Here is a 25,534-nt window from a genome sequence, read left to right as displayed (position 1 = left end):
TTTTGAGATATATCTTTCTAGAAAGCTATTTGGAAAGGTACTTTGATGCGCACATTTAAGGACAGGCTTCGTCACACATTGATGTTTGAAGGGATTGCCTTATTTCTGGTGGCGATTATTGGCAGTTGGATTACAGGGAAATCCATTGAAACCATCGGGGCGCTGGGGTTGATGTTCAGTGCTTTGGCGATGGTTTGGAACTTTGTGTTCAATTGGATGTTTGACCATTGGGAACAGAGATATCGCGCAGGTCAGGAACGCAGTGTGAAACTGCGCATTTCTCACGCGGTTTTGTTTGAAGCTTTCTTCCTGACCTTTGGTGTGTTTTTGGTTGTCTGGTGGCTGGAAATCTCTTTTGTGGAAGCCCTTATTTTAGATATCGGCATGTCAGCCTTTTTCTTGATTTATACCTTTGGCTTTAACTGGGCTTATGATTTGATCTTTCCTATTCCCTCAGTCGAAACGTACTGAGGCCATGGACAAGTTCTTATGTTCAAACCCGCGATGGAGCAGGGTGGCTTTTTGTTGTGCTGCCCCCAGTGCCACGTAAATCGGTTGCCAATGTTCATCTTTTGGGTGACTGCGTTGAAAATGCGGTGCAGCTTGATGTGCGCTAAGAATCGCTTCATGATCATTGCGTTCAATGGCAGCGACAAACCAGTCTTCAAATTCTTGTGCCCAAGGGTCTGGTTTATTGGCAACGAAAAAATCCAGCTCCCTCAAGTTATGGGTGACTGCACCTGAGGCGAGGATGAGGACACCCTCTTTGCGCAAGGGGGCAAGCTTCCTACCAAGATCATAATGATACTGTGCAGACAGGTGAGGTTGAATGCTCAGTTGAATAACCGGAATGTGGGCTTTTGGATACATCAGCAACAGCGGGGACCATGCCCCATGATCTAAGCCTCGGCTTTCTTCAAGATCACCATCCACCAGCTTGGCAACCTTTTGGGCAAGTTCCGGTGCGCTGGGTGCGGGGTAGTCCAGTTCAAATAGGGTTTGGGGGAAACCATAAAAATCATGAATGGTTTTTTGCAGGCTGTTGATAGTGATGGTGGGTTTTTGTGTTTCCCAATGGGCGCTGATAACCAAAATGGCTTTTGGGGTGGGAAGTGTCTTGCCCAGTGTTTTTAGAAACTGATGTCCTGCGCTGTCAGGTTCAATCATGACAGTGGGGGACCCGTGGGAAATAAAAAGGCTCGGCATCATGGTCTTTCTCCTAAGATTATTGAGAAAGAGGATATGCCGAGCCTGTCAATTTGATTAGTCGTTAAAATGGAAACAGATTGTTTTAAGAAACTTTCTCTTCCAGCATTTCGCCGATTTTCTTTTCCTTCATTTTTTCGCGTGCTTTGGCGTATTTTTCATCCTGCCAGAACATCAAGCAGCCGTTACAGCCTTTGCCACAGCAGCTATCCAGCCCTTGTTTCGGGGCACGATGGCCGGTGTTGGCTTTCATGGAAATCCGTTTACCGAGAAGTTCCGGATCATCCATGATGGCGCGATATTCTTCTTCACTAATCAGGCCGCGTTCCAGCTCTTGTGCGCGAATTTCAGACAGGCGGGACACCCGTTCTTCTTCACTCATCGGTGTTTCACGACGCGCAACCGTCAGGGCCGGGATGCGTTTTTTCAGCTCTTCCGGGTCTTCCTGATCAAACACAGAGATGGGAATGCGAATGGCTTTGCCCTGGCCCGGATTGACTTTTTCCGTCACATCACCTGTCTTGGCATCAATGAATTCATAAAGACGCAGGCGGATCGGCTCAATCTCTTTGGGCGGCAAAAATTCGATCACATCACCGGGCAGGATGAAGTTTCGAATTTCAAAGATCATATCATCACCATCCCAATCAGTAATGATACCGCCATACTGCCAGCCACCAACAGGTTTTGTGCGGTCATAATTGTGTGCAACAGAGGTCAAGCGGCCTTCATGGAAGCCCATGGTGAAGCCCCGGTTTTGCAGGGTGTACAGTTCACGCAAATAAGGGTCCGGGTCCCAGCCTTCCGGGTCTTTATACCAGTCATCAATGGCAAGGCGATAAGCGCGCGCAGTGATGGCGGCGTAATATTCAGACTTGTTGCGCCCTTCAACTTTCAGGCTGTCCACACCGAGTTTAAGATATTCCGGTAAGACCGGCATCAAGCACAGGTCTTTGGAGTTCAGAATGTAAGAGCCAAAATTATCTTCTTCGATGGGGAAAAGTTCGCCGGGGCGATATTGTTCTTCCATCAGAAATTCAAACAGATCAGCATTTTGGTCAGTGATTTCAATCGCCTTGTCGGTGCCGTCTTTCAGCTTGAGATGCAGCTTATATTTCCAGCGACATGAATGGGCGCAATTACCCTGGTTGGCCCCGCGTTCCGACATGAAATTGGAGAGCAGGCAACGACCGGAATAGGTCATACACATGGACCCCTGAACAAAGGCTTCCAGCTTGATATCGGGTTGCTTTTCGCGAATTTCAGCCAGTTCTTCAAAACTGGTTTCACGTGCCAGCACCACAAGGGAGGCCCCTTGGTTGCGCCAGAAATCAACGGTTAGCCAGGAACAGACGTTGGCTTGTGTGGACACATGGGCTTCCAGTTCCGGGGCATGTTGGCGTACAAACTGGAAAACACCCGGGTCAGCAATGATAACACCGTCCGGTTTGACTTTACGGATGGTTTCAATAAACAGGGGCAGCTTTTCAATGTCGCTGTTATGGGTGAAAAGGTTGAGTGTCAGATAAATACGCTTGCCATGATCATGAACAAATTTCACCCCTTCGATCAGTTCTTCCAGTGTAAAGGAAGACTGAGTGCGCAGCGACAGGTCCGGTGTGCCGGCATAAACCGCATCGGCCCCATAAAGGATGGCTGTTTTCAGTTTGGTCAATGAGCCCGCAGGCATCAACAGTTCGGAACGTTCCGGTCGTGTGACCACTGGCAAATCTGACGTACTCATACGGCGATCTTCTTCCCTTCTGCCAAATCGGCAATGCGTTGTTCAACGTTTTTAAGAACGTCGCGTTTTTCATCGTTATCCATTTTGCGCCAGCCCACAAGCTCGGCACGGCTGCGGTAACAACCGATACAATATTTGTCTTCGTCATCCAGTGTGCATACGCCTGTGCATGGTGTTTTGACGTTTTCGTCTTCCATTTATCTATTCCTTAATATCTGACTGAATTTGTCGGTCATATATCATGAACGTCCTGCCTTTTGCAACAAATTGCCATGGCGTTTGAGCCAAAGCCGCGCATTTTGGGCATCGACCCCAAGGCGATCGACGGTTTGCCAGAAGGCCGGACTATGATCCATATGTTTCAGATGGGCGACCTCATGGGCAATGACATAGCGGAAAATATCCGGCGGGGCCATGATCAGACGCCAGTTAAAAGACAGATTGCCGTTGGAGGAACAAGACCCCCAGCGTGAGACGGTATCACGCACACTGATGCGGTTGATGCCTTTGCCCAGTTGGCTGGCAAGGTCATGGGCACAAGAATGGATATCTTCGCGTGCTTGCTTTTTGAACCAGTCGCTTAGGCGGCGCTGAAAGAATTCTGCCTTGCCTGCCACAAAAATCTGTTGGTTTTCACACCAGACGGTCCCGCGTGCTTCTGGCCTATGTATAAGTTTATGGGCCACGCCACGCAGCATGACTTCTGCGCCATGTTGAAATTTAGGGGCTTCTGGTTGGCGTGAAAACTGATTGGCAATCCAGACTTTGTTGCGCTTGGCCATTTCAAGGCCCTCTTTGGCGCTGATGCCTTTGGGTAGGGTGACGATAATGCCGTCATTTTTGGGGTTCAGGCGTAAAATCAGGCGACGGGCCTGCGCATTCCATCGTAAAGCCACCGGGATTTCTTGACCGTCCAGCTCAATGAAATGGCTCAATAGCGCGCCTCAACAAAATAAAGCCCATGGGCTGGGGCTGTTTGGCCGCCTTTAGCTCGGTTTTTGGCTTCCAAAGCGTCTTGAAGATCATCGGCAGACCATTTTCCCGAACCGATGAGATAAAGCGTGCCAACAATATTGCGTACCTGATGATGCAAAAAGGATTTGGCGCGTACACGCACGTGAATTTCATCGCCGACCTGTTCGACGCTGATTTCATCCAGAGTGCGAAACGGGCTGTTGGCCTGACACTGGGCGGCGCGAAACGTTGAAAAATCATGATGGCCGACTAAAAGCTGTGCCGCCATGTTCATGGCAACCGCATCCAGGGGGCGTTGATGCCACCATACCCGCATATGGTCCAGTGCGGGGCGCCCAGGGCGACATAGAAGGCGATACAAATAGCTGCGTTCTACACAGCTGAAACGTGCATGGAACTCTTCATCGACATATTCACAATGCAGGATTGAAACACGATGGGGTTTGACATGATGATTAATCGCCAACAGAACTTTGTTGGGGGGAATATCCTTGTCCATATCGAAATGGGCAACCATCCCCAAAGCATGAACACCCGCATCGGTACGTCCGGCAACATGAAGGCGCACTTCATGTCCGGCAAAAATGACGCAGGCATCTTCTATGGCTTGCTGGACACTCATACCGTTGTCCTGGCGTTGCCAGCCGACAAGGCCGGTTCCGTCATATTCTATGGTCAGTTTGTATCTAGGCATGCCACCTTTTACCTTTTTGCTGAAAAAAAGGCGATATTTTTTCGTATTATCTGAAAATATATGTTAGGACTATATTTAAACACTTGTAATAGATAAAACTTAAGGAAACTTGGTCGTGGCAAAGAAAGGTGTGCGCTTACCAGAGCAACCCGCAAGAGACTATGAGGCCGAAGATCGTCAGCGTACGCAGGAAGACATGGATTCCATGTATGCGGTGCCTTTGTCGATCTTGCCGTTGGAAACAACGGGGCTGAAACGTGCCCGCATGGTGAAGAACGTCAAACTGCAAAGTGCGATTGAGATTTTTGCTGATAAGGAAACAGGTTCAGGCCAACTTGACGTTGAGGATTTACCCGGTGAATTTGATTGGCCGGATGATAAAACCCACCCTGACCTGATCATCATGCGTAAACTTTCTGTGTTGCAAAGTTACGATATCTATTCCCTGCGTATCACCTTGCGCGAACAGGGCATTCCGGTAAATGATGACGTATCGCTCAAACTGTCTGATGATAAGCAGGCGGAACTGGCGGGCTACATGCGCAGCTTTACCATGCCGTTGATTATGCAGATTTATGGCTCAGAGGATGTGTCCATCCAGTCTTTTCAGGATGTGGTTGGGCTGTTTAAGGACCCGGATGTTAAAAAGGCCCGTGAAAAGCTGCAACAAATGGCGCAAAAGCTGGATATCGACCTGATGGAAGTGCCAAAATTCCTTGAAGATTATGGCGATATCTTCCTGTCTTTGTCCTATTACCGCAACAATATGGATAACATCATGCCTGTGGTGAATGAATTCCTCGATTCCATGGAAGGTATTCGTTCCAACTGGCAGTTGCGTAATGATCCGGCCTTGATGAAGACCTGTACCATGGTGGAAAATACCATTAACGAGACCTGTGCCTCTATTTCCGGTCGTTTTGAAACTTTTAACAAAGCCTCTAAAAACATGTGGAAAAACCTGAATGCGGAACGTTTCCGTCAGGTGAAAAATATGATTGAAAGCTATCACACGGTGATCGGCGGGATTTTGTGTGGCTTAACGGTGAAAATGATGCACTGGAAGCGCCTGTTCCCGGACCCGAACTTGGGTGGCCCGGTTCGGCGTTCTGAATTCATCATGTCAGAGATGAAACAAGGTATTGACCGGATGCGCGATCTGGAAAAAGCCCAGCCCATGGGGGCGGCGCTCAATATCGAAGAAGATTAAAAAAATCCCGCATCCTTTCGGTGCGGGATTTTTCTTTGACTGTCATTCCCAACTTGATTGGGAATCTTCTCTTTTAAGCCAGCTTTTCACCAAACGGGATATCAAAACCACACAAGAAGCTTTCCGCATCGGTGGCCCCTTTGCCGCTGCGCTGGACAGTCTTGAGCTTAAGTGCCCCTTCTTGGGCACAGGCAATGACGAGACCGTCAGCCTTCAGACGGGTGCCTGCTTCACCGTTTAGCTCAACAGGTTCAGCCTCAATCACCTTGATGCGGTCTTTGCCCATGGAAAACCATGTGCCGGGCCAGGGGGTAAAGGCGCGGATTTTGCGATCAATTTCAATGGCGCTTTGGCTCCAGTCAATCTGGCTTTCGCCTTTTTCCAGCTTATGGGCGTATGTCACACCTTCTTCCGGCTGTTTTTGTGGTTTGGCAAAGCCACCGTCCAAGGCACGCAGGGCCTCCAATGTCAGTTGGGCACTTTCCATGGACAGGCTGTCGTGCAGGCTTTGGCCCGTTGTCTCTTGTGTAATGGGAACAGGTTGAACCAACAACATATCGCCTGTATCAAGCCCGATATCCATTTGCATGATCGTCACGCCAGAGACATCATCACCAGCCTCAATCGCACGCTGAATGGGGGCAGCCCCGCGCCAACGTGGCAGGATGGAGGCATGGGCATTGATACAGCCCAGCTTCGGTGCATCCAAAATCACTTTGGGCAGGATCAGGCCATAAGCGGCCACAATAGCGCAATCGGCGTTCAGGTCGGCAAAGGCTTTTTGATCTTCTTCGCTTTTCAGGTTCAGCGGCGTGCGTACCTCAATGCCTTGGCTTTGGGCATAGGCATGAACGGGGGTGAGGTTGACCTTTTGCCCCCGGCCACTTTTGCGCGGCGGCTGGCTATAGACACAGACGACCTCATGCCCGGCATCGATCAATGCGGCCAGAATCGGCACGCTGAAATCTGGGGTGCCCATGAAGACAAGGCGCATAGGATTTTCAACTTTTTGGAATTCGTCTTCAGTCATAACAAAACCTCGTCATCCTCGTGAAAGCGGGGATATTTATAAAGGAGGAAGGCCCCTACGTGTAGCGTGGGCGACAGATTGTGCTTATTAAGCGCCCTTTTTCAGCTTGTTCAGCTTCTTGATAATGATGGAGCGTTTCAGGCGGGAGAAATGATCAATAAACAGCTTGCCATTCAGGTGGTCAATCTCATGTTGCAGGCAGGTCGCCAAAAGGCCATCGGCTTCGATTTCCTGCGTGGCTCCGGTTTCATCAAGATATGTCACCTGGACTTGAGCCGGGCGCACCACATCACCGTAGCTTTTAGGCACAGACAAACACCCCTCTTCATGGGTAGATGTTTCTTCTGAGGTCCAGGTCACTTCCGGGTTGATCATTTTCAGGGGCTGAGGCTTTTCATCCTCGCCTGCACAATCCACAACGATGATGCGCTGGGAGATACCGATTTGCGGCGCGGCCAAGCCAATACCCGGTGCATCATACATGGTTTCCAGCATGTCATCGAGAAGACTGCGAATCGTATCGGTGATTTCTGCGACCGGCGCGGCCTTCTTTTTCAAGACCGGGTCCGGTGCAGTTAAAATCGGTAAAATAGCCACGGCTAAAACTCTTATGTTTGATCAAACGTTGTTCAGGACATAAGGCGATCAGCCGGAAAGGTCAAGTTAAAGCGGGCCGAACGCGCCTGTTTCACTGTTATAAGACAGCAGCGCCCCGCTTTCGATATCAAAATGCAGCCCGTGGATTTTCAGCTGGCCCGCATCCACAGCTTCCTTGATATACTCAAAGGTCAGCAGATTGTTCATGGAATTCACGACAGAGGCATATTCCACTTCGCGTGGATCGCGATTGCCTGCCTTGATGGAGTCTGCGCAGCAGCACGGGTTTTCAAACACATCATGGGCGATTTCGACCCAGTGCTGCACAAATTCAGTGCCGAGGGCCTCTTTATCTTTTTCCGTATCAATGGCCGCTTTCACCGCGCCACAATGGGCGTGACCCATGATCATGATATTTTCCACTTTCAAGACCTTGATGGCATATTCAAGGGCGGAGGTCACACCGTGATCTTCCGGGGATTTGGATTTTGGCGGCACGAAGTTCCCGGCATTGCGGATAGAGAAAACCTCACCAGGCTGGTTTTGCAAAATAATGCCCGGCTCGACACGGGAATCAGAACAGGAGACCAACAGAGTTTTCGGATGCTGACCATTTTCCACCAGATCTTTGAACAGGTCTTTATTGTCCTGATAATAGCCCTGCTGGAATTTCTCATAACCCGCCTTAAGCTTCGCCACTGCATCCATGTCATCAACTCCTTAAACTAAATATTTACGTCGAATGTAATGTTTTTTGCCACAGGGTCAAGGGGGTGAAGTGGTAATTCGGTATTGTAATGCGTGTTTTTATGAGGCGTCCCTGTTTTCCTACGCAAGGCTGGGGTCTCAACCTTGTCGTTTAACTGACAAACTCTTCTTTCTTATAGCCTTGGGCATAAAGCAAAGCCGTCAGATTGCCGTTTTGCACATTATGTTTGGCTTTGGCAATCACGCTGGGTTTGGCGTGATAGGCGATGCCGAGGCCGGCTTCTAAAATCATCGGCAGGTCGTTGGCACCATCACCGACAGCGACCGCATCATCGGTGCTCAAGCCCTGTTTGGCCGTAAGCGTGCGCAGATATTCCAGTTTGGAATCTTTGGTGACGATGGGTTCAATCACATTGCCAGTCAGCACGCCATCGACGATTTCCATCTGGTTGCCTGCGTTAAAGTTAAAGCCCACATCGCGGGCAACGCGTGATGTAAAGAAGGTAAAGCCGCCTGAGACAAGTGCGCAATAAGCGCCATTGGCCTTCATGGTATTGACCAGTTCCATAGCCCCGTCTGTCAGGAATACGTGCTCCATCGCTTTGGACAGGAAATCCTCAGACAAGCCCTTAAGCATGGCAACGCGTTCTTTCAAGGCATCACGAAACGGGATTTCACCGTTCATGGCACGGGTGGTAATCTCAGCCACTTTTTCTTTCAGGCCAGCATATTCTGCCAGATCATCCAGCGTTTCACCTGTGACGATGGTGGAATCCATATCGGCGATGAGCAGGGTTTTCTGTCGCCCTTCTGCCTTTTGGAAAATCAGGTCACAATGGGGCAGGGTCTCTTGCAGAGCGGTTAAGTTAATGACCTCGGTAATCGGAACGTCATAAGCCTCGTTTTCAGACAAGCAGACCGGTTGGGCCCCGTCAATATGGGCGCAAATATCATCAATGGTGATTTGTTGCTTGTCAGGGTTTGCAATAAGGGTCAGAACGTAGGACATTAATTTAAGTGTACTTGTTAATTTTGCAGATGCGAAAGTTTATGCCAGAGGAAGGCGATAAAGTCTATGCCTGAGAGCGCGAAAAATAAGGTGGTGGTCATTGGTGGCCCCACCGCCAGTGGCAAGTCCGCCACGGCCATGGATGTAGCCCTGGAATTTGACGGGGTGATTATCAACGCCGATTCCATGCAAATCTATCGCGGCCTGCCCATTGTCACGGCCTGCCCCCGCCCAGAAGATGAAGCCCGCGTGCCTCATCGCCTTTATCAGGTGATGGACCCGTCTGAGACCTGTTCGGCAGGTCTGTGGGAAAAAATGTGTATTGAAGAGATCAAGAAGGCTTGGGCAGGAGGAAAACTGCCTGTGGTGACGGGGGGCACGGGCCTTTATATAAAGACATTGGTGCAAGGGATCTCTCAACTGCCTGCCATCCCTGATGAGATTCGTAATGAGGTGCGCCGCCGCGGCGATATGGAAGGGGTTGAGGTGCTATATGAAGAATTGCAGCAAAAAGACCCAGAAATGGCGGGGCGACTCAAACCGCGTGATATGCAACGAATCTGTCGTGCCTTGGAGGTTTTGGAAACCACAGGCAAGTCTTTGGCGCTACTGCAACGTGAAATTAAACCGGAACCTGTGCTCAAAGCTGATTATGACACCCATGTGATCATGCCGCCGCGTGATATCCTTTATGAGCGCTGTGATCGCCGTTTCAATATCATGTTGGAACAAGGCGCGGTGGAAGAAGTACGTTGGCTTAATGAACAAAAACTTGATCCTAAACTCCCGGCGATGAAGGCGTTGGGCGTGCCGGAACTTCTTTCTTATGTACGTGGTGAAATTAACCTTGAAGAGGCGCGTGAGACAGCCCAAATGCAGACGCGACGGTTTGCAAAACGACAATGTACATGGTTCAGAAATCAGATTTCGAACCCTAAAATCCATTCTGCGCAATATTCGGAAAGTTTGCGTGATGAAATTTATAATAAAATTCGTCAATTTTTGTTGACCTAGGGGGCGCGAGCGATTAGGTTGCGCAGCTCGAAGTCTGCGCAGTTGCGCGGGCGTCTTTTGCTATGCTCGATTTGAGCGTTAAGAAAAGAATTCGTTGAGACGGAGGAAAATTGCATGTCCACGAAAGAAATGACCGGTTCTGAAATCATCATTCAAGCTTTGAAAGATCAAGGCGTGGATGTGATGTTCGGGCTACCGGGTGGCGTGCTTCTTCCGCTGTATGACGCGCTGTTCAAACAAAATGGCCTTCGCCACATTCTGGTGAAGCACGAACAGGCCGCTGTCCACGCTGCGGAAGGGTATGCACGCTCTACCGGAAAAGTGGGGACTGTGCTCGTCACATCCGGTCCGGGTGCGACCAACGCGGTCACAGGTCTTGTTGATGCCATGATGGATTCTGTTCCGCTTGTTTGTTTGACAGGTCAGGTTCCCAGCTCCTTGATCGGTAATGATGCCTTTCAGGAAGCCGATATCACAGGCATCACGCGCGGCATTACAAAACATAACTATTTGGTAAAAGACGTTAACGAGCTGGGGCGTGTCCTGCACGAAGCTTATTATATCGCACGTTCTGGGCGTCCGGGCCCGGTTCTGGTTGATGTGCCGAAAGACGTTCTACTCGCACTGGGCTCTTACACGACGCCTGCGAAAAATGCGCAAGTGGAACACAAGTCTTACAAGCCGCAGACCAAAGGCGAAACCGCCCATATTAAAGAAGCCATTGAGCTGATCAAAAATGCCAAGCGCCCGTTGTTCTACGGCGGTGGCGGTATTGTGAATTCTGGCGATGCGGCGTGCACCCTGTTCAGCCAGCTGGTGAAAATGACAGGTATCCCGTGTTCCTTGACCCTGATGGGGCTGGGCGCGTTCCCCGGTTCTGATGATCAGTTCCTCGGCATGATGGGGATGCACGGCACCTATGAAGCTAACCTTGCGATGCATGATTGTGATGTGATGATCAACATCGGTGCACGCTTTGATGACCGTGTGACCGGGGCGCTGGATAAATTTTCACCGGATTCCAAGAAAATTCACGTGGATATCGACCCGTCCTCTATCAACAAGAACATTGTTGTGGATGTGCCGATCATTGGTGATGTCGCCCATGTTCTGGAAGAATTCATCAAACACTGGAAAGCCGATCAGGCACAAGTTGATGGTAAGGCGCTGGACGCCTGGTGGAACCAGATCAATGAATGGCGCAAGGTTGATAGCCTGAAATATTCCAAGTCCAATAAAGTGATCAAGCCGCAATATGCGCTGGAACGTATCCGTGATTTGGCAAAAGAAACAGGCAAAGACACCTTCTATACAACAGAAGTGGGCCAGCACCAGATGTGGGCGGCGCAACACCTGTGTTTTGACAAGCCAAAACGTTGGATGACATCTGGCGGTCTGGGCACTATGGGCTATGGTTTCCCGTCTGCCATGGGGGTTCAAACAGCACATCCCGATGGGCTGGTGATTGCCATCGCCGGTGATGGGTCTTTCCAGATGAACTTGCAAGAAATTGCGACATTGATGCAGTACCGTCTGCCGGTGAAATGTTTCATCCTGAACAACAAGTTCTTGGGTATGGTTCGCCAGTGGCAGGAAATGTTCCATGGTGAGCGTTATTCTGAAAGCCATATCGAAACTCAGCCTGATTTCGTCAAACTGGCAGAAGCTTACGGTGCAACGGGCCTGCGCGCGACGACACCGGGAGAACTGGATGATGTGATCAAGGAAGCTTTTGCTTCTGATCTGCCAACAATTGTGGATATTTCGGTTGATGCAGAAGAATGCGTTTTCCCGATGATCCCGTCTGGTGCAGCGCATAACGAAATTATCCTCGGCCCGGAAGAGACAGAAGCTTCTGAAGATGGCGGCAGTGTCGAATCCGGTGTGCTGGTATAAGGTGAAGGAGAGAAAAAATGACAAATAATGATAAAGATGACCTCCTGAGCCACACGGTTTCAGTTCTGGTTGATAACGAATCTGGTGTTCTGGCCCGTGTGGTTGGCCTGTTTTCCGGTCGTGGCTATAACATCGACAGTTTGACGGTATCAGAAGTCGATCATGTTGAGAATTTGTCAAAGATTACAATCGTTACCAGCGGTACACGTCAGGTGATTGAACAGATCAAAGCGCAACTGGATCGCCTTGTTCCAGTACGCAAAGTTGTTGATCTGACGGTCGATGGCCCGAGTGTTGAACGCGAAATGGCGTTGGTAAAGGTTGCAGGCGAGGGGGAACATCGTGTAGAAGCTTTGCGCATTGCCGATATTTTCCGCGCACGCGTTATCGACAGCTCGAACACTTCCTTCGTCTTTGAGGTCTTTGGTAAGGCCGGTAAAGTCGATGCATTTATAAAACTAATGGAGCCATTGGGGCTGGTTGACGTTTCACGTACCGGTGTCGTGGCCATTTCTCGCGGGGCCGAAGGGCTCTAAGGGAAACGTCTATAACTTTTTAATTTTCTTTAGTTCAAGGGGATTTGAACATGCAGGTTTATTACGATCGTGACGCAGACGTCAATTTGATCAAAACCAAAAAAGTAGCCATCGTTGGTTACGGCTCCCAAGGTCACGCACATACACTGAACCTGCGAGACTCTGGTGTTACTGAAATCGCTGTTGCACTGCGCGAAGGCTCTGCAACACGTAAAAAAGCCGAAGGCGAAGGTCTGAAGGTGATGTCTGTTGCTGAAGCTGCGGCTTGGGCTGACGTTCTCATGATCCTGACACCGGATGAACTGCAAGCAGGCATCTACAAGTCAGAAATCGCACCGAACCTGAAAAAAGGTTCTGCACTGGCATTCGCACACGGTCTGAACATCCACTTTGGCCTGATCGAAGCACCGGCTGAAAATGACGTGATCATGATCGCGCCAAAAGGCCCTGGTCACACGGTACGTGGCGAATACACAAAAGGCGGCGGTGTTCCGTGTCTGATCGCTGTTCATCAGGATTCTACTGGTAACGCAAAAGAAATCGCCATGTCTTACGCTTGTGGCGTTGGCGGCGGTCGTTCCGGTATCATCGAAACGGACTTCAAAGAAGAGTGTGAAACTGACCTGTTCGGTGAACAAGCTGTTCTGTGTGGTGGTCTGTGTGAGCTGATCCGCTACGGTTTTGAAACGCTGACAGAAGCGGGTTACGCACCGGAAATGGCTTACTTCGAATGTCTGCACGAAGTGAAGCTGATTGTTGATCTGATGTATGAAGGTGGTATGGCGAACATGCGTTACTCCATCTCCAACACGGCTGAATACGGTGACTATGTAACTGGTCCGCGTGTTATTGATGCGTCTGTGAAAGAACGTATGAAAGAAGCTTTGGCTGACATTCAGAATGGTAAGTTCGTTCGTGACTTTATGTTGGAAAACGAAGTTGGCCAGCCGTTCCTCAAAGCACGTCGTGCCCAAGGCGCTGCTCACCCGATCGAAGAGACTGGTGAGAAACTGCGTGGCATGATGCCGTGGATCAAAGCCAACCAACTGGTTGACAAAGAACGCAACTAATCTTCGGATTAGATATGCGTGGCTCTGATGTTTTAAGGAGTCTGCACGCACTGCACAGAAGGGAAGTCCCAATTGGGGCTTCCCTTTTTGTTTATGGGGTAGGGATACAGCCCTTTTGTCTAAAGCTGAAAAAGGAAAAGCCCCGCAAAGGGGTAAGATGCGGGGCTTCGGGGTGACATTATCGAAATGCTTGTCTGGCAATGAAGCCTTCGGAGAGCAAACATTTCAACACGTCTCTTAAGGGCCATTTAAACTGGCGATAATGGCCCTTAGGTATGATATGTAGTCTGAATATATCATACTTTCGGACTTTTAAAAGGTTTAATTTTTTCCGTTTGTTGTGAAAATACGATGAAAAACTGTTTGACACTGAGAAATAAATCCCCTTTTATAAAAGAGTATTCATTATTCCCAAGGTTCTTGTCTGCCATGACCATGATTGAAATCAGCGCTGCAACTTTGATCGCCGCTTCTTTAAGCGGGGTGGTTGCTATGCGTGTTTACGGTCAAAAACGACTTGCTCTCCTTCTTGCACGACTTACTCGCCCCTGAGCGAAGCTTACTTCACGTCCAATGTTAAGAAAAAGTGACCTGAAGTAACGTTCAGGGGACAAGGCTTGTTGCATTTTCCAGGCCGTTTCATTACTTAATGTGCAAATATATTTTTCAGGATGAGACTGATGACAACCGATTCAAACCGCGTAATTATTTTTGACACCACTTTGCGTGATGGCGAACAAAGCCCCGGCGCTTCCATGAATTTGGAAGAAAAGTTGCGTATTGCCGAAACCCTGGAAGAAATGGGTGTGGATGTTATTGAAGCTGGTTTCCCAATTGCCTCAGAAGGTGATTTTGAATCTGTTAGCGAAATTGCCAAACGGGCTGAAAGTTCTTCGATCTGTGGCCTGTCACGGGCTTCAGAAGGCGACATCCAGCGTTGTTTTGATGCGATTAAACATGCGCCGAAACACCGTATCCATACCTTTATTTCCACCTCGCCCCTGCATATGAAATATAAATTGCAGATGGAACCTGATGCGGTTGTAGAAAAAATCAAAAAATCTGTAACCTTTGCTCGCTCCTTGGTGGAGGATGTGGAATGGTCTGCCGAAGACGGCACCCGTACAGAGGCTGATTTTCTGTGCCGTTGTGTGGAAACAGCCATTGCGGCAGGCGCTCGTACCATTAATATTCCCGATACGGTAGGCTACACTGTACCGGAAGAATATTACAAGATGATCGACATGTTGATGAACCGTGTGCCCAACATTGATCAGGCGATTATTTCAACCCACTGTCATAATGATTTGGGCTTGGCGGTTGCCAACTCCTTGTCAGCGGTTCAGGCAGGGGCGCGTCAGGTGGAATGTACCATCAATGGCTTGGGCGAACGCGCCGGTAATGCGGCTTTGGAAGAGGTCGTGATGGGCTTGCGTACGCGTAATGACTACATGCCTTATACAACAGGTATCAAGACAGAGCTGATTACGCGTGCATCACGCATGGTGTCTGGCATTACAGGCTTTAGCGTTCAACCCAACAAGGCGATTGTTGGTAAAAACGCCTTTGCCCATGAGTCCGGTATCCATCAGGATGGCATGTTAAAACATGCAGGCACATATGAGATCATGACGCCTGAAAGCGTTGGGCTGGATAATGCCAACAAGATCGTTTTGGGTAAACATTCTGGTCGTCATGCTTTTAAAGACAAGCTGTCTGCCTTGGGCTATGAGCTGGGCGATAATGCCTTGAATGATGCGTTTAAACGTTTCAAGGATTTGGCCGATCAGAAAAAAGATGTCTTTGATGACGATATTATTGCTCTGGTTGATGATGAAGTCATGCGGGTGAATGAACGTGTGAAACTGACGCATTTTCAGGTGACATGTGGCACGCATGTGAAAAGCCAGATTGCAGCCCTGTCCATCGAAATTGATGGGGAAGAGCGCAAGACCATTTCAGAGGGCGACGGCCCGGTGGATGCAGCCTTTAAGGCGATTAAGGAAATTGTGCCCCTGCCAGATGCTCATTTGGAGCTGTATCAGGTGCATGCTGTAACCCAAGGTACAGATGCCCAAGCCGAAGTGACGGTACGTCTGGAAGAAAAAGGCAAAACAGTTAATGGCCGGGGGGCACATACCGATACGATGGTGGCCTCTGTAAATGCCTATTTAAATGCGGTTAACAAGTTGTTGGTTAAACGTGAAAAAGGCAAGCCGGAAGATGTTGGCTCTATTTGATTAAGAGCGCTGTCTGAAAGAAAAAAAAGAGACTGGAATTTATATTTCAGTCTCTTTTTTTGTGATCATCATGATTTGTTAACCTTCTTGTTCCATCATGCATGAGTTAAGAAGTCTGAAATGGACGCAAAAAATGCAAAAAAAATGCAGGCGACTCGTTATAAGGACTAGCATTGCGCAACATGACTTCTTATAAAGGTTAATCGGTTTTTCGAAATACGTATTCGAAGGGCTATTTGGGTTATTTGGGCTTGGCCTGTAAAACAAGAGTTGAGGCAAGATGTTTTCAAAACTGTTCGGCGTTCTGTCCGCTGACATGGCAATTGATCTAGGGACTGCAAACACACTGGTCTATGTCAAAGGTAAAGGGATTGTTCTCAATGAACCGTCCGTGGTTGCCATTGCCGATAATATGGGCAAAAAACAAGTCTTGGCCGTGGGTGAAGAAGCCAAGCAGATGCTGGGCCGTACACCGGGTAACATTCAGGCGATCCGTCCCCTGCGTGATGGTGTAATCGCCGACTTCGAAATTGCCGAAGAAATGATCAAGCACTTTATCCGTAAAGTGCATAACCGCCGCAGCTTTGCTGCCCCGATGGTTGTGATTTGCGTGCCCTCCGGTTCCACTGCCGTTGAGCGCCGCGCCATCCAAAACTCTGCTGAAAACGCAGGGGCGCGTAAAGTGATGTTGATTGAAGAACCTATGGCTGCTGCCATCGGTGCCGGCTTGCCGGTGACAGAACCGACAGGCTCCATGGTTGTGGATATTGGTGGCGGGACGACAGAAGTTGCCGTCCTCTCACTGGGCGGTATCGTATATGCCCGTTCCGTTCGTGTTGGTGGTGATAAGATGGATGAAGCGATCATCGCTTACATTCGTCGCACACATAACCTGCTGGTGGGTGAAGGTACGGCTGAGCGTATCAAGAAAGAAATTGGGTCTGCCTGTCCGCCGGAAGATGGCGAAGGCCGCACCATGGAAATTAAGGGCCGCGATCTGATGAATGGCGTGCCGAAAGAATTGGTGATTTCTGAGCGTGAAATCGCAGAAAGCCTGACTGAGCCGGTTGGCGCGATTATCGAAGCCTGTAAAGTGGCGCTGGAAAATACTGCACCGGAACTGGCCGCTGATATCGTGGATAAAGGTATCGTGCTGACAGGCGGGGCCGGGATGCTTAGAAACCTGGATTTTGTATTGCGTCATTCAACAGGGCTACCGGTCTCCATTGCCGATGACCCACTGTCTTGTGTGGCGTTGGGAACAGGACGCTCGCTTGAGGAAATGAAAAAGCTCAAGCATGTACTGTCCTCTATGTACTAATAACGAAAAAAGCGCTTCACATAAGTTGAGGCGCTTTTGACTTGAGGATAAGGGGAACTTTCTCTTGGTGAAAACCGGACCAGGCGCACCGACACGGGTTGATGTCATCCGTCATCTGCTGCAGAGATTTGCATATCTCGGGCTGATCTTGGCGGCGTTTGGCCTGATGATGCTGGGGAAAGCGGAAACCATCATCGTTGAAGAGGCTCGTGCGCGCATCAATGATGCCTTTGCCCCGATCCTTGAAGCCGTTGCAGAACCTGCGGAAACCGTGCGTGCTTATTTGGATGAAGGACGCCAGTTTCTTTCCATTCATGATGAGAATGTCCGGTTAAAGGCTGAAAACCAGCGTTTGTTACAATGGCAGACGGTGGCCCGCAAGGTGCAGGCAGAAAACGAAAACCTGCGTGAATTGCTGAATTTCAATATTGGACCTGAAGCAAGCTATCAGGCTGCACGCGTGATTTCTGATGACGGGGGTACTTTTTCTGAGAGTATGCTGGTCTATGCGGGCAACCGTGAAGGGGTGCAAAACGGCCAAGCTGTGGTCACTGGCGAGGGGCTGGTGGGCCGGATTGCCGGTGTGGCGCACCGTTCTGCCCGTGTGTTGTTGTTGTCGGACTTAAACAGCCGCATTCCGGTGATGATTGAAAGTTCCCGTGCACGTGGGATTATGGCTGGACGTAATGAAGATAAGCCAATTTTGACAAAATTGCCACCGGGCACGATTGTATCGCCGGGGGATCGTATTGTGACGTCCGGTCATGGTGGGGCTTTCCCGCAAGGTATTCCGGTTGGCCAGATTTCTGCGGTTGATGATGTCTCTGTCGAAGTGACGCTTTATGTCGATACGTCGCGTTTGGAAATTGTGCGTATCATTGATTATGGGCTGGAAGGGATTTTGGATCGCAACCGTTTAAAGACGGATTTGCCGAAAAACGATATTCCGGTGAAAACGCCCCCTGCTGTCAAAGCACCAACACCTGAAATGAAAACCGTTGTGCCCAAACCGGGGACAGAGAGGAGACCGTCAGAGCCATGAAACCGGCCTTTTGGCAGCGTCTTGACCTTTGGGCGCGCAATATTTCTCCTGTGGGATTGTCGGTTGTCTTGATTTTGCTCAGTGTCATTCCCACACATATTCCCGGCTATGGTTCCATTGTGCCACAACTGGCTTTAATGGGCGTTTTTCATTGGACGGTCTTTCGCCCGGATTTATTTCCGATTTTGGCGGTATTCAGCATTGGTATTTTACAAGATGCCTTAAGTGGCGCGCCCATGGGGCTTAATACGATTGTCTATTTGACCGTGTTCGGTGTAGTTCTGGGGCAACGGCGTTTCTTTTTGGGGAAAACCTTTCTGGTGGAATGGCTTGGTTTTAGCATCATTGCCGCCGGGGCAGCTGTGCAAGCCTGGTTGTTATTATCGGCTTATCACGTGCATCTGATGGCACCAGGGCCGGTCTTTTTCCAGTATTTCATGACCATGGGGCTATATCCGCCGATGGCATGGGTGATGGGGCGTTGGCAGCGCTCTGTTTTGCGATAAAGGGTGAATATGCAACGCGGATCAGACAGATCAAAACTATTTAGCAGGCGCGCGGCCGTTCTTGGTGGCGGCAAGCTGGTTTTGTTGTCTGCACTGGTTGGTCGGATGTATTATTTGCAGGTGGTTGAAGCGCCGCGCTTTAAAACCATGGCCGAAGAAAACCGCATTTCCATTCGTTTGTTGCCCCCACCACGTGGGCGCATCGTGGATCGCTTTGGCGAAGAAATGGCGGCCAATGAGCAAAACTACCGGGTTATTATCACTGCAGAAGATACCAATGGCAACCCCAAGGGGACGCTCGATACACTGGGGCAAGTCATTGAAATCAGTGAAAAAGAAAAGAAAAAAATCCTTAAAGAGATTAAGCGCAAACGCAGCTTTGTCCCTGTAACAGTACGCGAAAACCTCTCATGGGAAGAGGTTGCTCAGATCGAGGTCAATACGCCAGACCTGCCGGGGACTGAGATTGATGTCGGCCAGACGCGTCATTACCCCAAGGGCCATTATTCGGCCCATGTGTTGGGCTATGTGGCGGCGGTGACGGAAAAAGATGCCAAGGGTGATCCGCTGTTGGAATTACCGGGGTTTCGCATTGGTAAATCCGGGGTGGAACGCCTTCATGATTTGAAATTGCGCGGTACGGGTGGAACTTCACAGGTAGAAGTGAATGCCTTGGGCCGGGTCATTCAGGAAGTGGAACGTCAAGAAGGTCAGCCCGGTGCAGAGATTATGCTGACGCTGGATGCCGGCTTGCAGGAAATGACGGCAGAACGTTTGGGCAATGAAGCCGCCGCCGCTGTGGTCATGGATATTCATACAGGTGAAGTGTTGTCCATGGCATCAAACCCCAGCTTTGACCCCAATGCTTTTAACCGGGGACTGTCCCATAAGGAATGGCAAGGGTTGATTACCAACCCGCGTGGCCCATTGACCAATAAGGCGATTGCCGGGCAATATGCACCGGGGTCCACCTTTAAAATGGTGGTGGCCTTGGCAGCTTTGGAAAAAGGGGTGATTACACCCTCGCAAAAAATTATGTGTACAGGCCATATGGATTTGGGCACGGCGCGTTTTCACTGCTGGAAAAAAGGTGGGCATGGTCCGATGGATATGGTGCAGGCCCATATGCATTCCTGCGATATCTATTTCTATGAAATTGCCAAACGTATCGGCATTAACCGTATTCATGATATGGCGAAACGTTTGGGAGTTGGGGAAAAAACCGGATTGGATTTGCCGGGTGAACGTAGTGGCCTGATGCCGTCGCGAGACTGGAAACTGGCAACCATTGGCGCACCATGGCAAGGGGGGGAGACGCTGATTACCGGGATTGGTCAGGGCTATGTTCTAGCCACCCCGCTGCAATTGGCGGTCATGACTGCACGTCTGGTCAGTGGTAAGAAAGTGATACCTCATTTAACCCGCAAGATTACCACCAGCGAAGGTATAGAAGTTCCTGTCCGTAAAGAATTTGAGCCATTGGGCATTTCACCACATCACCTGAAAATTATTCAGCGCGGTATGAATGCCGTGACCAATGTGCCGGGGGGGACGGCCTTTCGGGCGCGCATTAAAGAACATGAATTTCGCATGGCGGGAAAAACAGGCACAGCACAGGTTCGCCGGATTTCCAAGGCGGAACGGGACACACGTGTTTTGAAAAACAGTGAATTGCCGTGGGAGCTGCGCGACCACGCCCTTTTTGTCGGGTTTGCCCCTTATGACAATCCACGTTATGCCGCATCTGTGGTTGTGGCCCACGGTGGGTCAGGCTCCAAAGCAGCTGCCCCGGTGGTGCGTGATATTTTGCTGGAGGCCCAACGTCGTGAATCATCACGCGGTGAGCCTGTGGTTGCCCCGAAAAAAGATGAGAAGGAGGCATAAGGTTACATCATGATGCGTTATCGCCTCGGCCATGACAAGCTGACATTGGGTCGTAAAATTCTGGAACTCAATTGGGGTTTTGTCTTTCTCTTGATCTGTACGGCAAGCGTCGGTTTTGCCATGCTGTATTCTGCAGCACCTGCTGATCCGAATGTGCCGGGTTCTGTCGGGAGCTGGGACCCATGGGCCAAGCGTCAGTTGATCCGTTTTGGTGGGGGGCTTGTCATTATGTTTGTGGTGGCCTTGACCGATATTCGGCTGTGGCTGCGCTATTCCTATGTGCTTTATTTTATTGCCCTTGGTCTGCTGATCGGTGTGGAAGTCAAAGGCTCCATCGGGATGGGCGCACAACGCTGGATCAGCTTGGGCTTTTTCCAGTTACAACCTTCTGAGCTGATGAAAATTACGCTGGTGCTGGCCTTGGCGCGGTATTTCCATGGTCGATCACTTGAAGAAATTCAAAGCATTCCCTACCTGTTTGTCCCGTTGTTTATGGTTGCTGCGCCATCGGTTTTAATCTTGCGTCAGCCGGATTTGGGCACAACCTTGATGTTGATTCTGGGCAGTGGCGTGATCTTTTTCCTGGCCGGGGTCCGGCTGTGGAAATTTGCCCTTGTCGGTATATCGGCACTGGCGGCGATCCCTGTGGCTTGGCAGTTCCTGCATACCTACCAAAAGAAAAGGGTGTTGACCTTCCTTAATCCGGAAAATGATCCGTTGGGGGCGGGCTATCACATTATGCAATCCAAGATCGCCTTTGGCTCAGGCGGGATGACAGGCAAAGGTTTTGGGCAAGGATCGCAAAGTCACTTGAACTTTCTGCCGGAAAAACAGACGGACTTTATTTTCACTATGTTGGCAGAAGAACACGGCTTGATTGGTGGTTTGGCTGTGATGGGGCTTTACCTGCTGTTATTGATCTATGGCTATGCCATCGCCATGCGGTCACGCAATATCTATGGCCGCTTGGTGGCCTTGGGGATGACAACGACCTTTTTCCTTTATATCTTCATCAATATCGGCATGGTCATGGGGTTGCTGCCGGTTGTGGGTGTACCGCTGCCGTTGATTTCTTATGGTGGGACGGTGATGATTTCTATCCTGTTCAGCTTTGGTCTTTTGTTGAGTGTTTCAGTTCATCGTGACGTTACGATCTCGCGTAAAGGCGAACATGAGGAACTTTAAGGAAGTATCATCCCGGGCCTTGGTCTGGGAGATTTCCGCTTTCGCGACACGCTTTAAACTTATCGTGCCATAATCTTTTTTAAGGGCAAGGGCAGGACCTTGCCTGGTTTGGGAATATCTTTGGCAAGTGCGTTACCGTTGATCAGGCGGCTTCTTGCACGTAAAGCCACTTCGATATCCGTATGACTGCGCAGGCCCCAGCAGCATAAAAGCTGTTTATTTTGTTTGGCTGTTACGGATAAACGGGCAAGTTCTTCTCCCATATTCAGGGTCGGTATATTGATCGCCCCCAAGGTACAACTGAGAAAATCAAGCTGTGATCCTTGAATTAAAAAGGGGTTTAAGGCCAACAGGTTCAAGCGCAAGCCCATTTTTGCAAAACTGTTTTGGTGCTGTTCCAATGCATGGCTGATTTCATCTATTGAGGTTGTTTCATCAATGCCGACAATTTCAACCCACAAGGCCCGACGGTGTGCCAGATCCAAATCCCGCAACGGTTTTAAGGGGGAACGACTGCCCTTGGCGATCAAGCTTTTTAGATGCAGGGGAAGGATTATGTGCTTTTGATCAACTTGCCCGGCTAGTTTTAAATGTTGTGCAGCTTGTTTGGTAATGGCCTTGTCAATGCGGTGAATGGCCTTTTCATTGCCATCTTGGGGATAGATGTCGTCACCTTGAAAAACCGACCCCTCATTCTGGCGATAGATATAGCCAGCATAGCTATTAATGGCCTGTTGTTTTGAATCCCAGGTGGGGCGAAAGGCCAAGGCAATGGTGCCGAGTTGCCGCAAACTGGTGGGGCGAACCGTTGTATCATCGCTCTTTATCTTCTTATTTTTTGGCAGGGTTGGTGGTGGGGCAGGGGGCTGCTGTGGCTCGATAACATTCCAGCTTTGTTCTGTCTTGGCTTCTTGTCGTGTGCGCTCAAGGGGGGACCCGTCTTTCTGTTCTGTGTCGGGGGCCGTATGTTCAATGGTTTCCCAATCGCCTAACTCTTGATCCTGTTTTTCATTCGGCGTGATGTTTTCCCATTCTTTGGCTTCTTCTTGGGGGTGGTCAAGTTCCTGCTTTTGCCAGTCGCCCAGATCTTTATTCATTTTGACAAGTTTATTGGGTTGCCATTGGGGGGAGCCTTCGCTGGCAAGCACTTCGTTCTTTTTAATGTTCACATCTGCGGGGCCGTGCGTTTTTGTTGCCCGTACCAGTTTCATAACTTTCTTGGCTTTTTTGATATTAAAGCTACCGTCTTTATTCAATATATCCTGTGGCGGGATTTTTGCGACGGGAACATTGATGCGTTTTTCCCCTGTTAGGTAACGGTCCCCTAAAAGGTTACGCCCAATCTCGTCAATAATGGTGATGGCATGATTATATTCATCCAACGGGTTGCTGGGGGGAATATGAAAGGCATAAAATGCGCCGACATGCATATAGCCTGTGCCCTTGTCACCACAGCGGGTTTTGAGGATCCCTTCGGTGATTGGTGCAACGCTGAGACGAAGCTCTTTCACAATGGCATTAATGAAATCTGTGGTATCCAGCAAATAGGCTCGACTGCCATGACGGCCTTGCTGGACGTGCAAAACATCCTCGGCCCGCACGGCGTCTTGTTTGCCGTATTTGGCTTCATCGGCCAGTTGTTTGGCATATTGTTTGGCAAATTCCGCCAGACCGCCGTCATCGGGCAATTCTTCTTCGGGTTCACTTTGACCGAATAGACGATCAAGAAGAGATTGGAAAAAGCTTGTCATGGGGCGACTCTGATGCATTTATCCTTATACGTCAGTATAGTATTGCAGGAAAAAGCCGATTTTAAAAGGGATTACCCCTCAACAAGCGGTAAAAGGACGGTAAAGGTTGAGCCCTCGCCTTCTTTGGAAATTACGGATATATCGCCGTTCATTTTTTCAACCATAGCCTTGGCAATGGTCAGGCCGAGTCCCGTGCCCCCTTTATGGCGTTGGTCAGAACTGTCAGCCTGAATGAATTTGTCAAAAATCTTATGGCGCATGTCACGAGGGATTCCCGCTCCTGTATCAATAACGCAAAGGGCAACTTTCTCATTTTGGATATAGCTGCGCAGCTTAACCGTATCGCCTTTGTTTGAAAATTTAATGGCATTGGAGACCAAGTTTGCCATGACCTGCATCAGGCGATCACAATCGGCAAGAATGCAAAGGCTTTCGTTGCTTGTTTCCCAATCCAGCAAGACATCATATTGTTTGGCATACAAAGTATGGCTTTCCCCGACTTCTGTAATGAAGGGGGCAAGCGTGATGGGCTGAATATCAAAATCCATCCGCCCTGATTGCAGCTTGTCAATATCGAGAATATCATTGACCAGTAAAGTCAGGCGTTCGCAATTGCTATTGGCTAAAGAAACCAGTTTTTGCAGTTTGTCTGGAATTTGATCACTGTAATGGGTGTTCATCAAACCAATAGCGCCGCGCAGTGCGGTTAAGGGGGTGCGCAATTCATGGGAGACAATGGCGCTGAATTCAGATTTGGCCTGTTCCAGTTTTTTTAGTTCTGTAATATCGGTATGTGCCCCAATCATACGTACCGCAGCGCCTTGTTCATCGCGCAAGGCATAACCGCGTACCAGAATAAAGGCTGTATGGCCTTTTTTATGGCGAAAACGCTGGATCATTTCAAAACGGTCTGTTTCCCCACGGAAATGGGCGTCCAGTTCTTCCATCGCCTTAAGGCGGTCTTCTTCAAAGATCAGATTGGCCCAACTGTCAAAATGATTGCTGATTTCATCATCGTCATAACCAAGCTGGGCTTTCCATTGTGGGGAAAACCACACTTGATCGCTTTGTAAATCCCAGTCCCAAATGCCGTCGGATGTGGCGCGAAAAGCCAGAGAAAGAAGCTCTTCTTTTTTACGCATCTTTTCCTGATGAAGCCGTTCTTCGGTTACATCCTGAATAATGCCGAATATGCCGCTGACCAGATTAGTGTCATCGGTTTCACAAACGGCGCGTATAGCCACGGTTCGACGTTGTGCATCATCGCGTTTGATCACCAGTTCGGTATTGATCTCAGTGGCATTATGCATGGCTTGCTGAATCTGGTTCCACATATTTTTTTGATGGGTTCCAGAAAAAGCATCAATAAAATCATCCAGTGTGATTTGTGATTTATTGGGACGGCGACCAAAAATGTTAAAAACTTCTGTAGACCAGTCCAGCAGGCCGGTTGCTGTGTCCAGTCGCCAATGACCAACCCGTGCGGTTTGTTCAGCCAGTTCCAAAAGGCGAATGTCGTTTTGGGCAAGCGTTTCTTTCTGTTTTGTCGCATTGATATTGCGCGCAGTGGCAAAAAGATAGGGCTCTTTCAGGGCGATGGACCAATCCAGCCAGAGCAGGTTTCCATCCTTTTTAACCAGTCGGCATTCAAAGCGCACAGGCATGGTGCTGTTGAGCAAAAAGGTCAGTTTTTGTCGCAGAACGTCATGGTCTTCTGGATGGATCAGGTCAAAAAGCGATGTGTGACATAATTCATCAAGATCCCACCCGGTTGCCATGTGCCAGGATGGGGTCGGTTTTCTGAAATTCAGATTTTTATCAAGAACGCACAAGAGATCAGGACTGGTTTCAAACCAGTGGTCTAATGCGATTTCAGAAAATTGATCCATTTTATCCATTCAACATCTTTTTTTATG

General features: G+C 49.4%; 24 protein-coding genes. 13 read left to right on the top strand and 11 right to left on the bottom strand.

Translation table 11 applies throughout. The features are described from left to right. Positions 1-45: 45 nt before the first annotated feature. Positions 46-471 (top strand): PACE efflux transporter, encoded by a 426-nt coding sequence (locus E4K71_RS14015; protein WP_135080629.1) that lies wholly within the window; start codon positions 46-48, stop codon positions 469-471. Here E4K71_RS14015 and E4K71_RS14010 read toward each other — a convergent pair. The 5 genes from E4K71_RS14010 to truA form a co-directional block, all read right to left on the bottom strand. Continuing rightward, positions 454-1,209, bottom strand: coding sequence for a class III extradiol ring-cleavage dioxygenase (locus E4K71_RS14010; protein WP_135080627.1), 756 nt, complete (start codon positions 1,207-1,209; stop codon positions 454-456). The genes E4K71_RS14015 and E4K71_RS14010 overlap by 18 nt on opposite strands. Before the next feature lie 82 nt (positions 1,210-1,291). Further along, positions 1,292-2,950 carry a U32 family peptidase C-terminal domain-containing protein gene (locus E4K71_RS14005; RefSeq protein WP_135080625.1) on the bottom strand — a complete coding sequence of 553 codons (1,659 nt, stop codon included), beginning with the start codon at positions 2,948-2,950 and terminating at the stop codon, positions 1,292-1,294. Beyond that, positions 2,947-3,147, bottom strand: a complete 201-nt coding sequence (locus E4K71_RS14000; RefSeq protein WP_135080623.1) for a DUF1289 domain-containing protein — start codon at positions 3,145-3,147, stop codon at positions 2,947-2,949. Before E4K71_RS14000 ends, E4K71_RS14005 begins: the two co-directional genes overlap by 4 nt. Before the next feature lie 42 nt (positions 3,148-3,189). Then, complete coding sequence (locus tag E4K71_RS13995) at positions 3,190-3,885, bottom strand: SprT family zinc-dependent metalloprotease (protein ID WP_135080621.1); 696 nt, start codon at positions 3,883-3,885, stop codon at positions 3,190-3,192. Continuing rightward, positions 3,882-4,619, bottom strand: a complete 738-nt coding sequence (gene truA, locus E4K71_RS13990; RefSeq protein WP_135080619.1) for a tRNA pseudouridine(38-40) synthase TruA — start codon at positions 4,617-4,619, stop codon at positions 3,882-3,884. The genes E4K71_RS13995 and truA overlap by 4 nt, the downstream gene beginning before the upstream one ends. A 115-nt stretch (positions 4,620-4,734) precedes the next feature. On the opposite strand from truA, the gene E4K71_RS13985 reads away from it, so the two are divergent. Beyond that, positions 4,735-5,829, top strand: a complete 1,095-nt coding sequence (locus E4K71_RS13985) for a hypothetical protein (RefSeq protein ID WP_240796817.1) — start codon at positions 4,735-4,737, stop codon at positions 5,827-5,829. A 73-nt stretch (positions 5,830-5,902) separates the two neighbouring features. Here the strand turns inward: E4K71_RS13985 and fmt are convergent, their stop codons facing one another. The 4 genes from fmt to serB form a co-directional block, all read right to left on the bottom strand. Continuing rightward, positions 5,903-6,859: a methionyl-tRNA formyltransferase gene (fmt, locus tag E4K71_RS13980; protein ID WP_240796816.1), complete on the bottom strand. Its 957-nt coding sequence runs from the start codon at positions 6,857-6,859 to the stop codon at positions 5,903-5,905. 87 nt (positions 6,860-6,946) lie between these two features. Further along, positions 6,947-7,456: a peptide deformylase gene (def, locus tag E4K71_RS13975; RefSeq protein ID WP_135080617.1), complete on the bottom strand. Its 510-nt coding sequence runs from the start codon at positions 7,454-7,456 to the stop codon at positions 6,947-6,949. A 66-nt stretch (positions 7,457-7,522) separates the two neighbouring features. Further along, positions 7,523-8,164 carry a carbonic anhydrase gene (locus E4K71_RS13970; RefSeq protein WP_135080615.1) on the bottom strand — a complete coding sequence of 214 codons (642 nt, stop codon included), beginning with the start codon at positions 8,162-8,164 and terminating at the stop codon, positions 7,523-7,525. Between the two features lie 151 nt (positions 8,165-8,315). Beyond that, a complete protein-coding gene (gene serB / locus E4K71_RS13965) occupies positions 8,316-9,173 on the bottom strand; it encodes a phosphoserine phosphatase SerB (protein ID WP_135080612.1) in 858 nt (285 codons plus the stop codon). 66 nt (positions 9,174-9,239) lie between these two features. On the opposite strand from serB, the gene miaA reads away from it, so the two are divergent. The 11 genes from miaA (at position 9,240) to rodA (ending at position 21,867) form a co-directional block, all read left to right on the top strand. Then, positions 9,240-10,187: a tRNA (adenosine(37)-N6)-dimethylallyltransferase MiaA gene (gene miaA, locus E4K71_RS13960; RefSeq protein WP_135080610.1), complete on the top strand. Its 948-nt coding sequence runs from the start codon at positions 9,240-9,242 to the stop codon at positions 10,185-10,187. Positions 10,188-10,301: 114 nt separating this feature from the next. Beyond that, positions 10,302-12,083, top strand: a complete 1,782-nt coding sequence (ilvB, locus tag E4K71_RS13955; protein ID WP_135080608.1) for a biosynthetic-type acetolactate synthase large subunit — start codon at positions 10,302-10,304, stop codon at positions 12,081-12,083. 17 nt (positions 12,084-12,100) lie between these two features. Continuing rightward, positions 12,101-12,619 (top strand): acetolactate synthase small subunit, encoded by a 519-nt coding sequence (ilvN, locus tag E4K71_RS13950; protein ID WP_135080606.1) that lies wholly within the window; start codon positions 12,101-12,103, stop codon positions 12,617-12,619. Between the two features lie 50 nt (positions 12,620-12,669). After that, positions 12,670-13,689: a ketol-acid reductoisomerase gene (gene ilvC / locus E4K71_RS13945; protein ID WP_135080604.1), complete on the top strand. Its 1,020-nt coding sequence runs from the start codon at positions 12,670-12,672 to the stop codon at positions 13,687-13,689. 429 nt (positions 13,690-14,118) lie between these two features. Beyond that, a complete protein-coding gene (locus tag E4K71_RS18570; protein WP_276321842.1) occupies positions 14,119-14,241 on the top strand; it encodes a hypothetical protein in 123 nt (40 codons plus the stop codon). Between the two features lie 128 nt (positions 14,242-14,369). Further along, positions 14,370-15,929, top strand: a complete 1,560-nt coding sequence (locus E4K71_RS13940) for a 2-isopropylmalate synthase (protein WP_135080602.1) — start codon at positions 14,370-14,372, stop codon at positions 15,927-15,929. A 280-nt stretch (positions 15,930-16,209) separates the two neighbouring features. Beyond that, positions 16,210-17,250 (top strand): rod shape-determining protein, encoded by a 1,041-nt coding sequence (locus tag E4K71_RS13935; protein WP_135080600.1) that lies wholly within the window; start codon positions 16,210-16,212, stop codon positions 17,248-17,250. A 67-nt stretch (positions 17,251-17,317) separates the two neighbouring features. Further along, positions 17,318-18,292 carry a rod shape-determining protein MreC gene (gene mreC / locus E4K71_RS13930; protein WP_240796815.1) on the top strand — a complete coding sequence of 325 codons (975 nt, stop codon included), beginning with the start codon at positions 17,318-17,320 and terminating at the stop codon, positions 18,290-18,292. After that, positions 18,289-18,798: a rod shape-determining protein MreD gene (gene mreD / locus E4K71_RS13925; RefSeq protein WP_135080598.1), complete on the top strand. Its 510-nt coding sequence runs from the start codon at positions 18,289-18,291 to the stop codon at positions 18,796-18,798. The genes mreC and mreD overlap by 4 nt, the downstream gene beginning before the upstream one ends. Positions 18,799-18,807: 9 nt before the next feature. Beyond that, on the top strand, positions 18,808-20,682 hold the full coding sequence (gene mrdA / locus E4K71_RS13920; RefSeq protein ID WP_135080596.1) for a penicillin-binding protein 2: 1,875 nt from the start codon (positions 18,808-18,810) through the stop codon (positions 20,680-20,682). Between the two features lie 12 nt (positions 20,683-20,694). Next, on the top strand, positions 20,695-21,867 hold the full coding sequence (rodA, locus tag E4K71_RS13915) for a rod shape-determining protein RodA (RefSeq protein WP_135082080.1): 1,173 nt from the start codon (positions 20,695-20,697) through the stop codon (positions 21,865-21,867). Positions 21,868-21,926: 59 nt separating this feature from the next. Here the strand turns inward: rodA and E4K71_RS13910 are convergent, their stop codons facing one another. Both E4K71_RS13910 and E4K71_RS13905 read right to left on the bottom strand, forming a co-directional pair. Next, positions 21,927-23,636 carry a hypothetical protein gene (locus E4K71_RS13910; RefSeq protein ID WP_167730565.1) on the bottom strand — a complete coding sequence of 570 codons (1,710 nt, stop codon included), beginning with the start codon at positions 23,634-23,636 and terminating at the stop codon, positions 21,927-21,929. 53 nt (positions 23,637-23,689) lie between these two features. After that, a complete protein-coding gene (locus E4K71_RS13905) occupies positions 23,690-25,516 on the bottom strand; it encodes a PAS domain-containing protein (RefSeq protein WP_135080592.1) in 1,827 nt (608 codons plus the stop codon). Between the last annotated feature and the right edge of the window lie 18 nt (positions 25,517-25,534).

Origin of the sequence: Terasakiella sp. SH-1, assembly GCF_004564135.1 — a bacterium.
Taxonomy (GTDB): domain Bacteria; phylum Pseudomonadota; class Alphaproteobacteria; order Rhodospirillales; family Terasakiellaceae; genus Terasakiella.
This window is presented reverse-complemented; position numbering and strand designations above follow the sequence as displayed.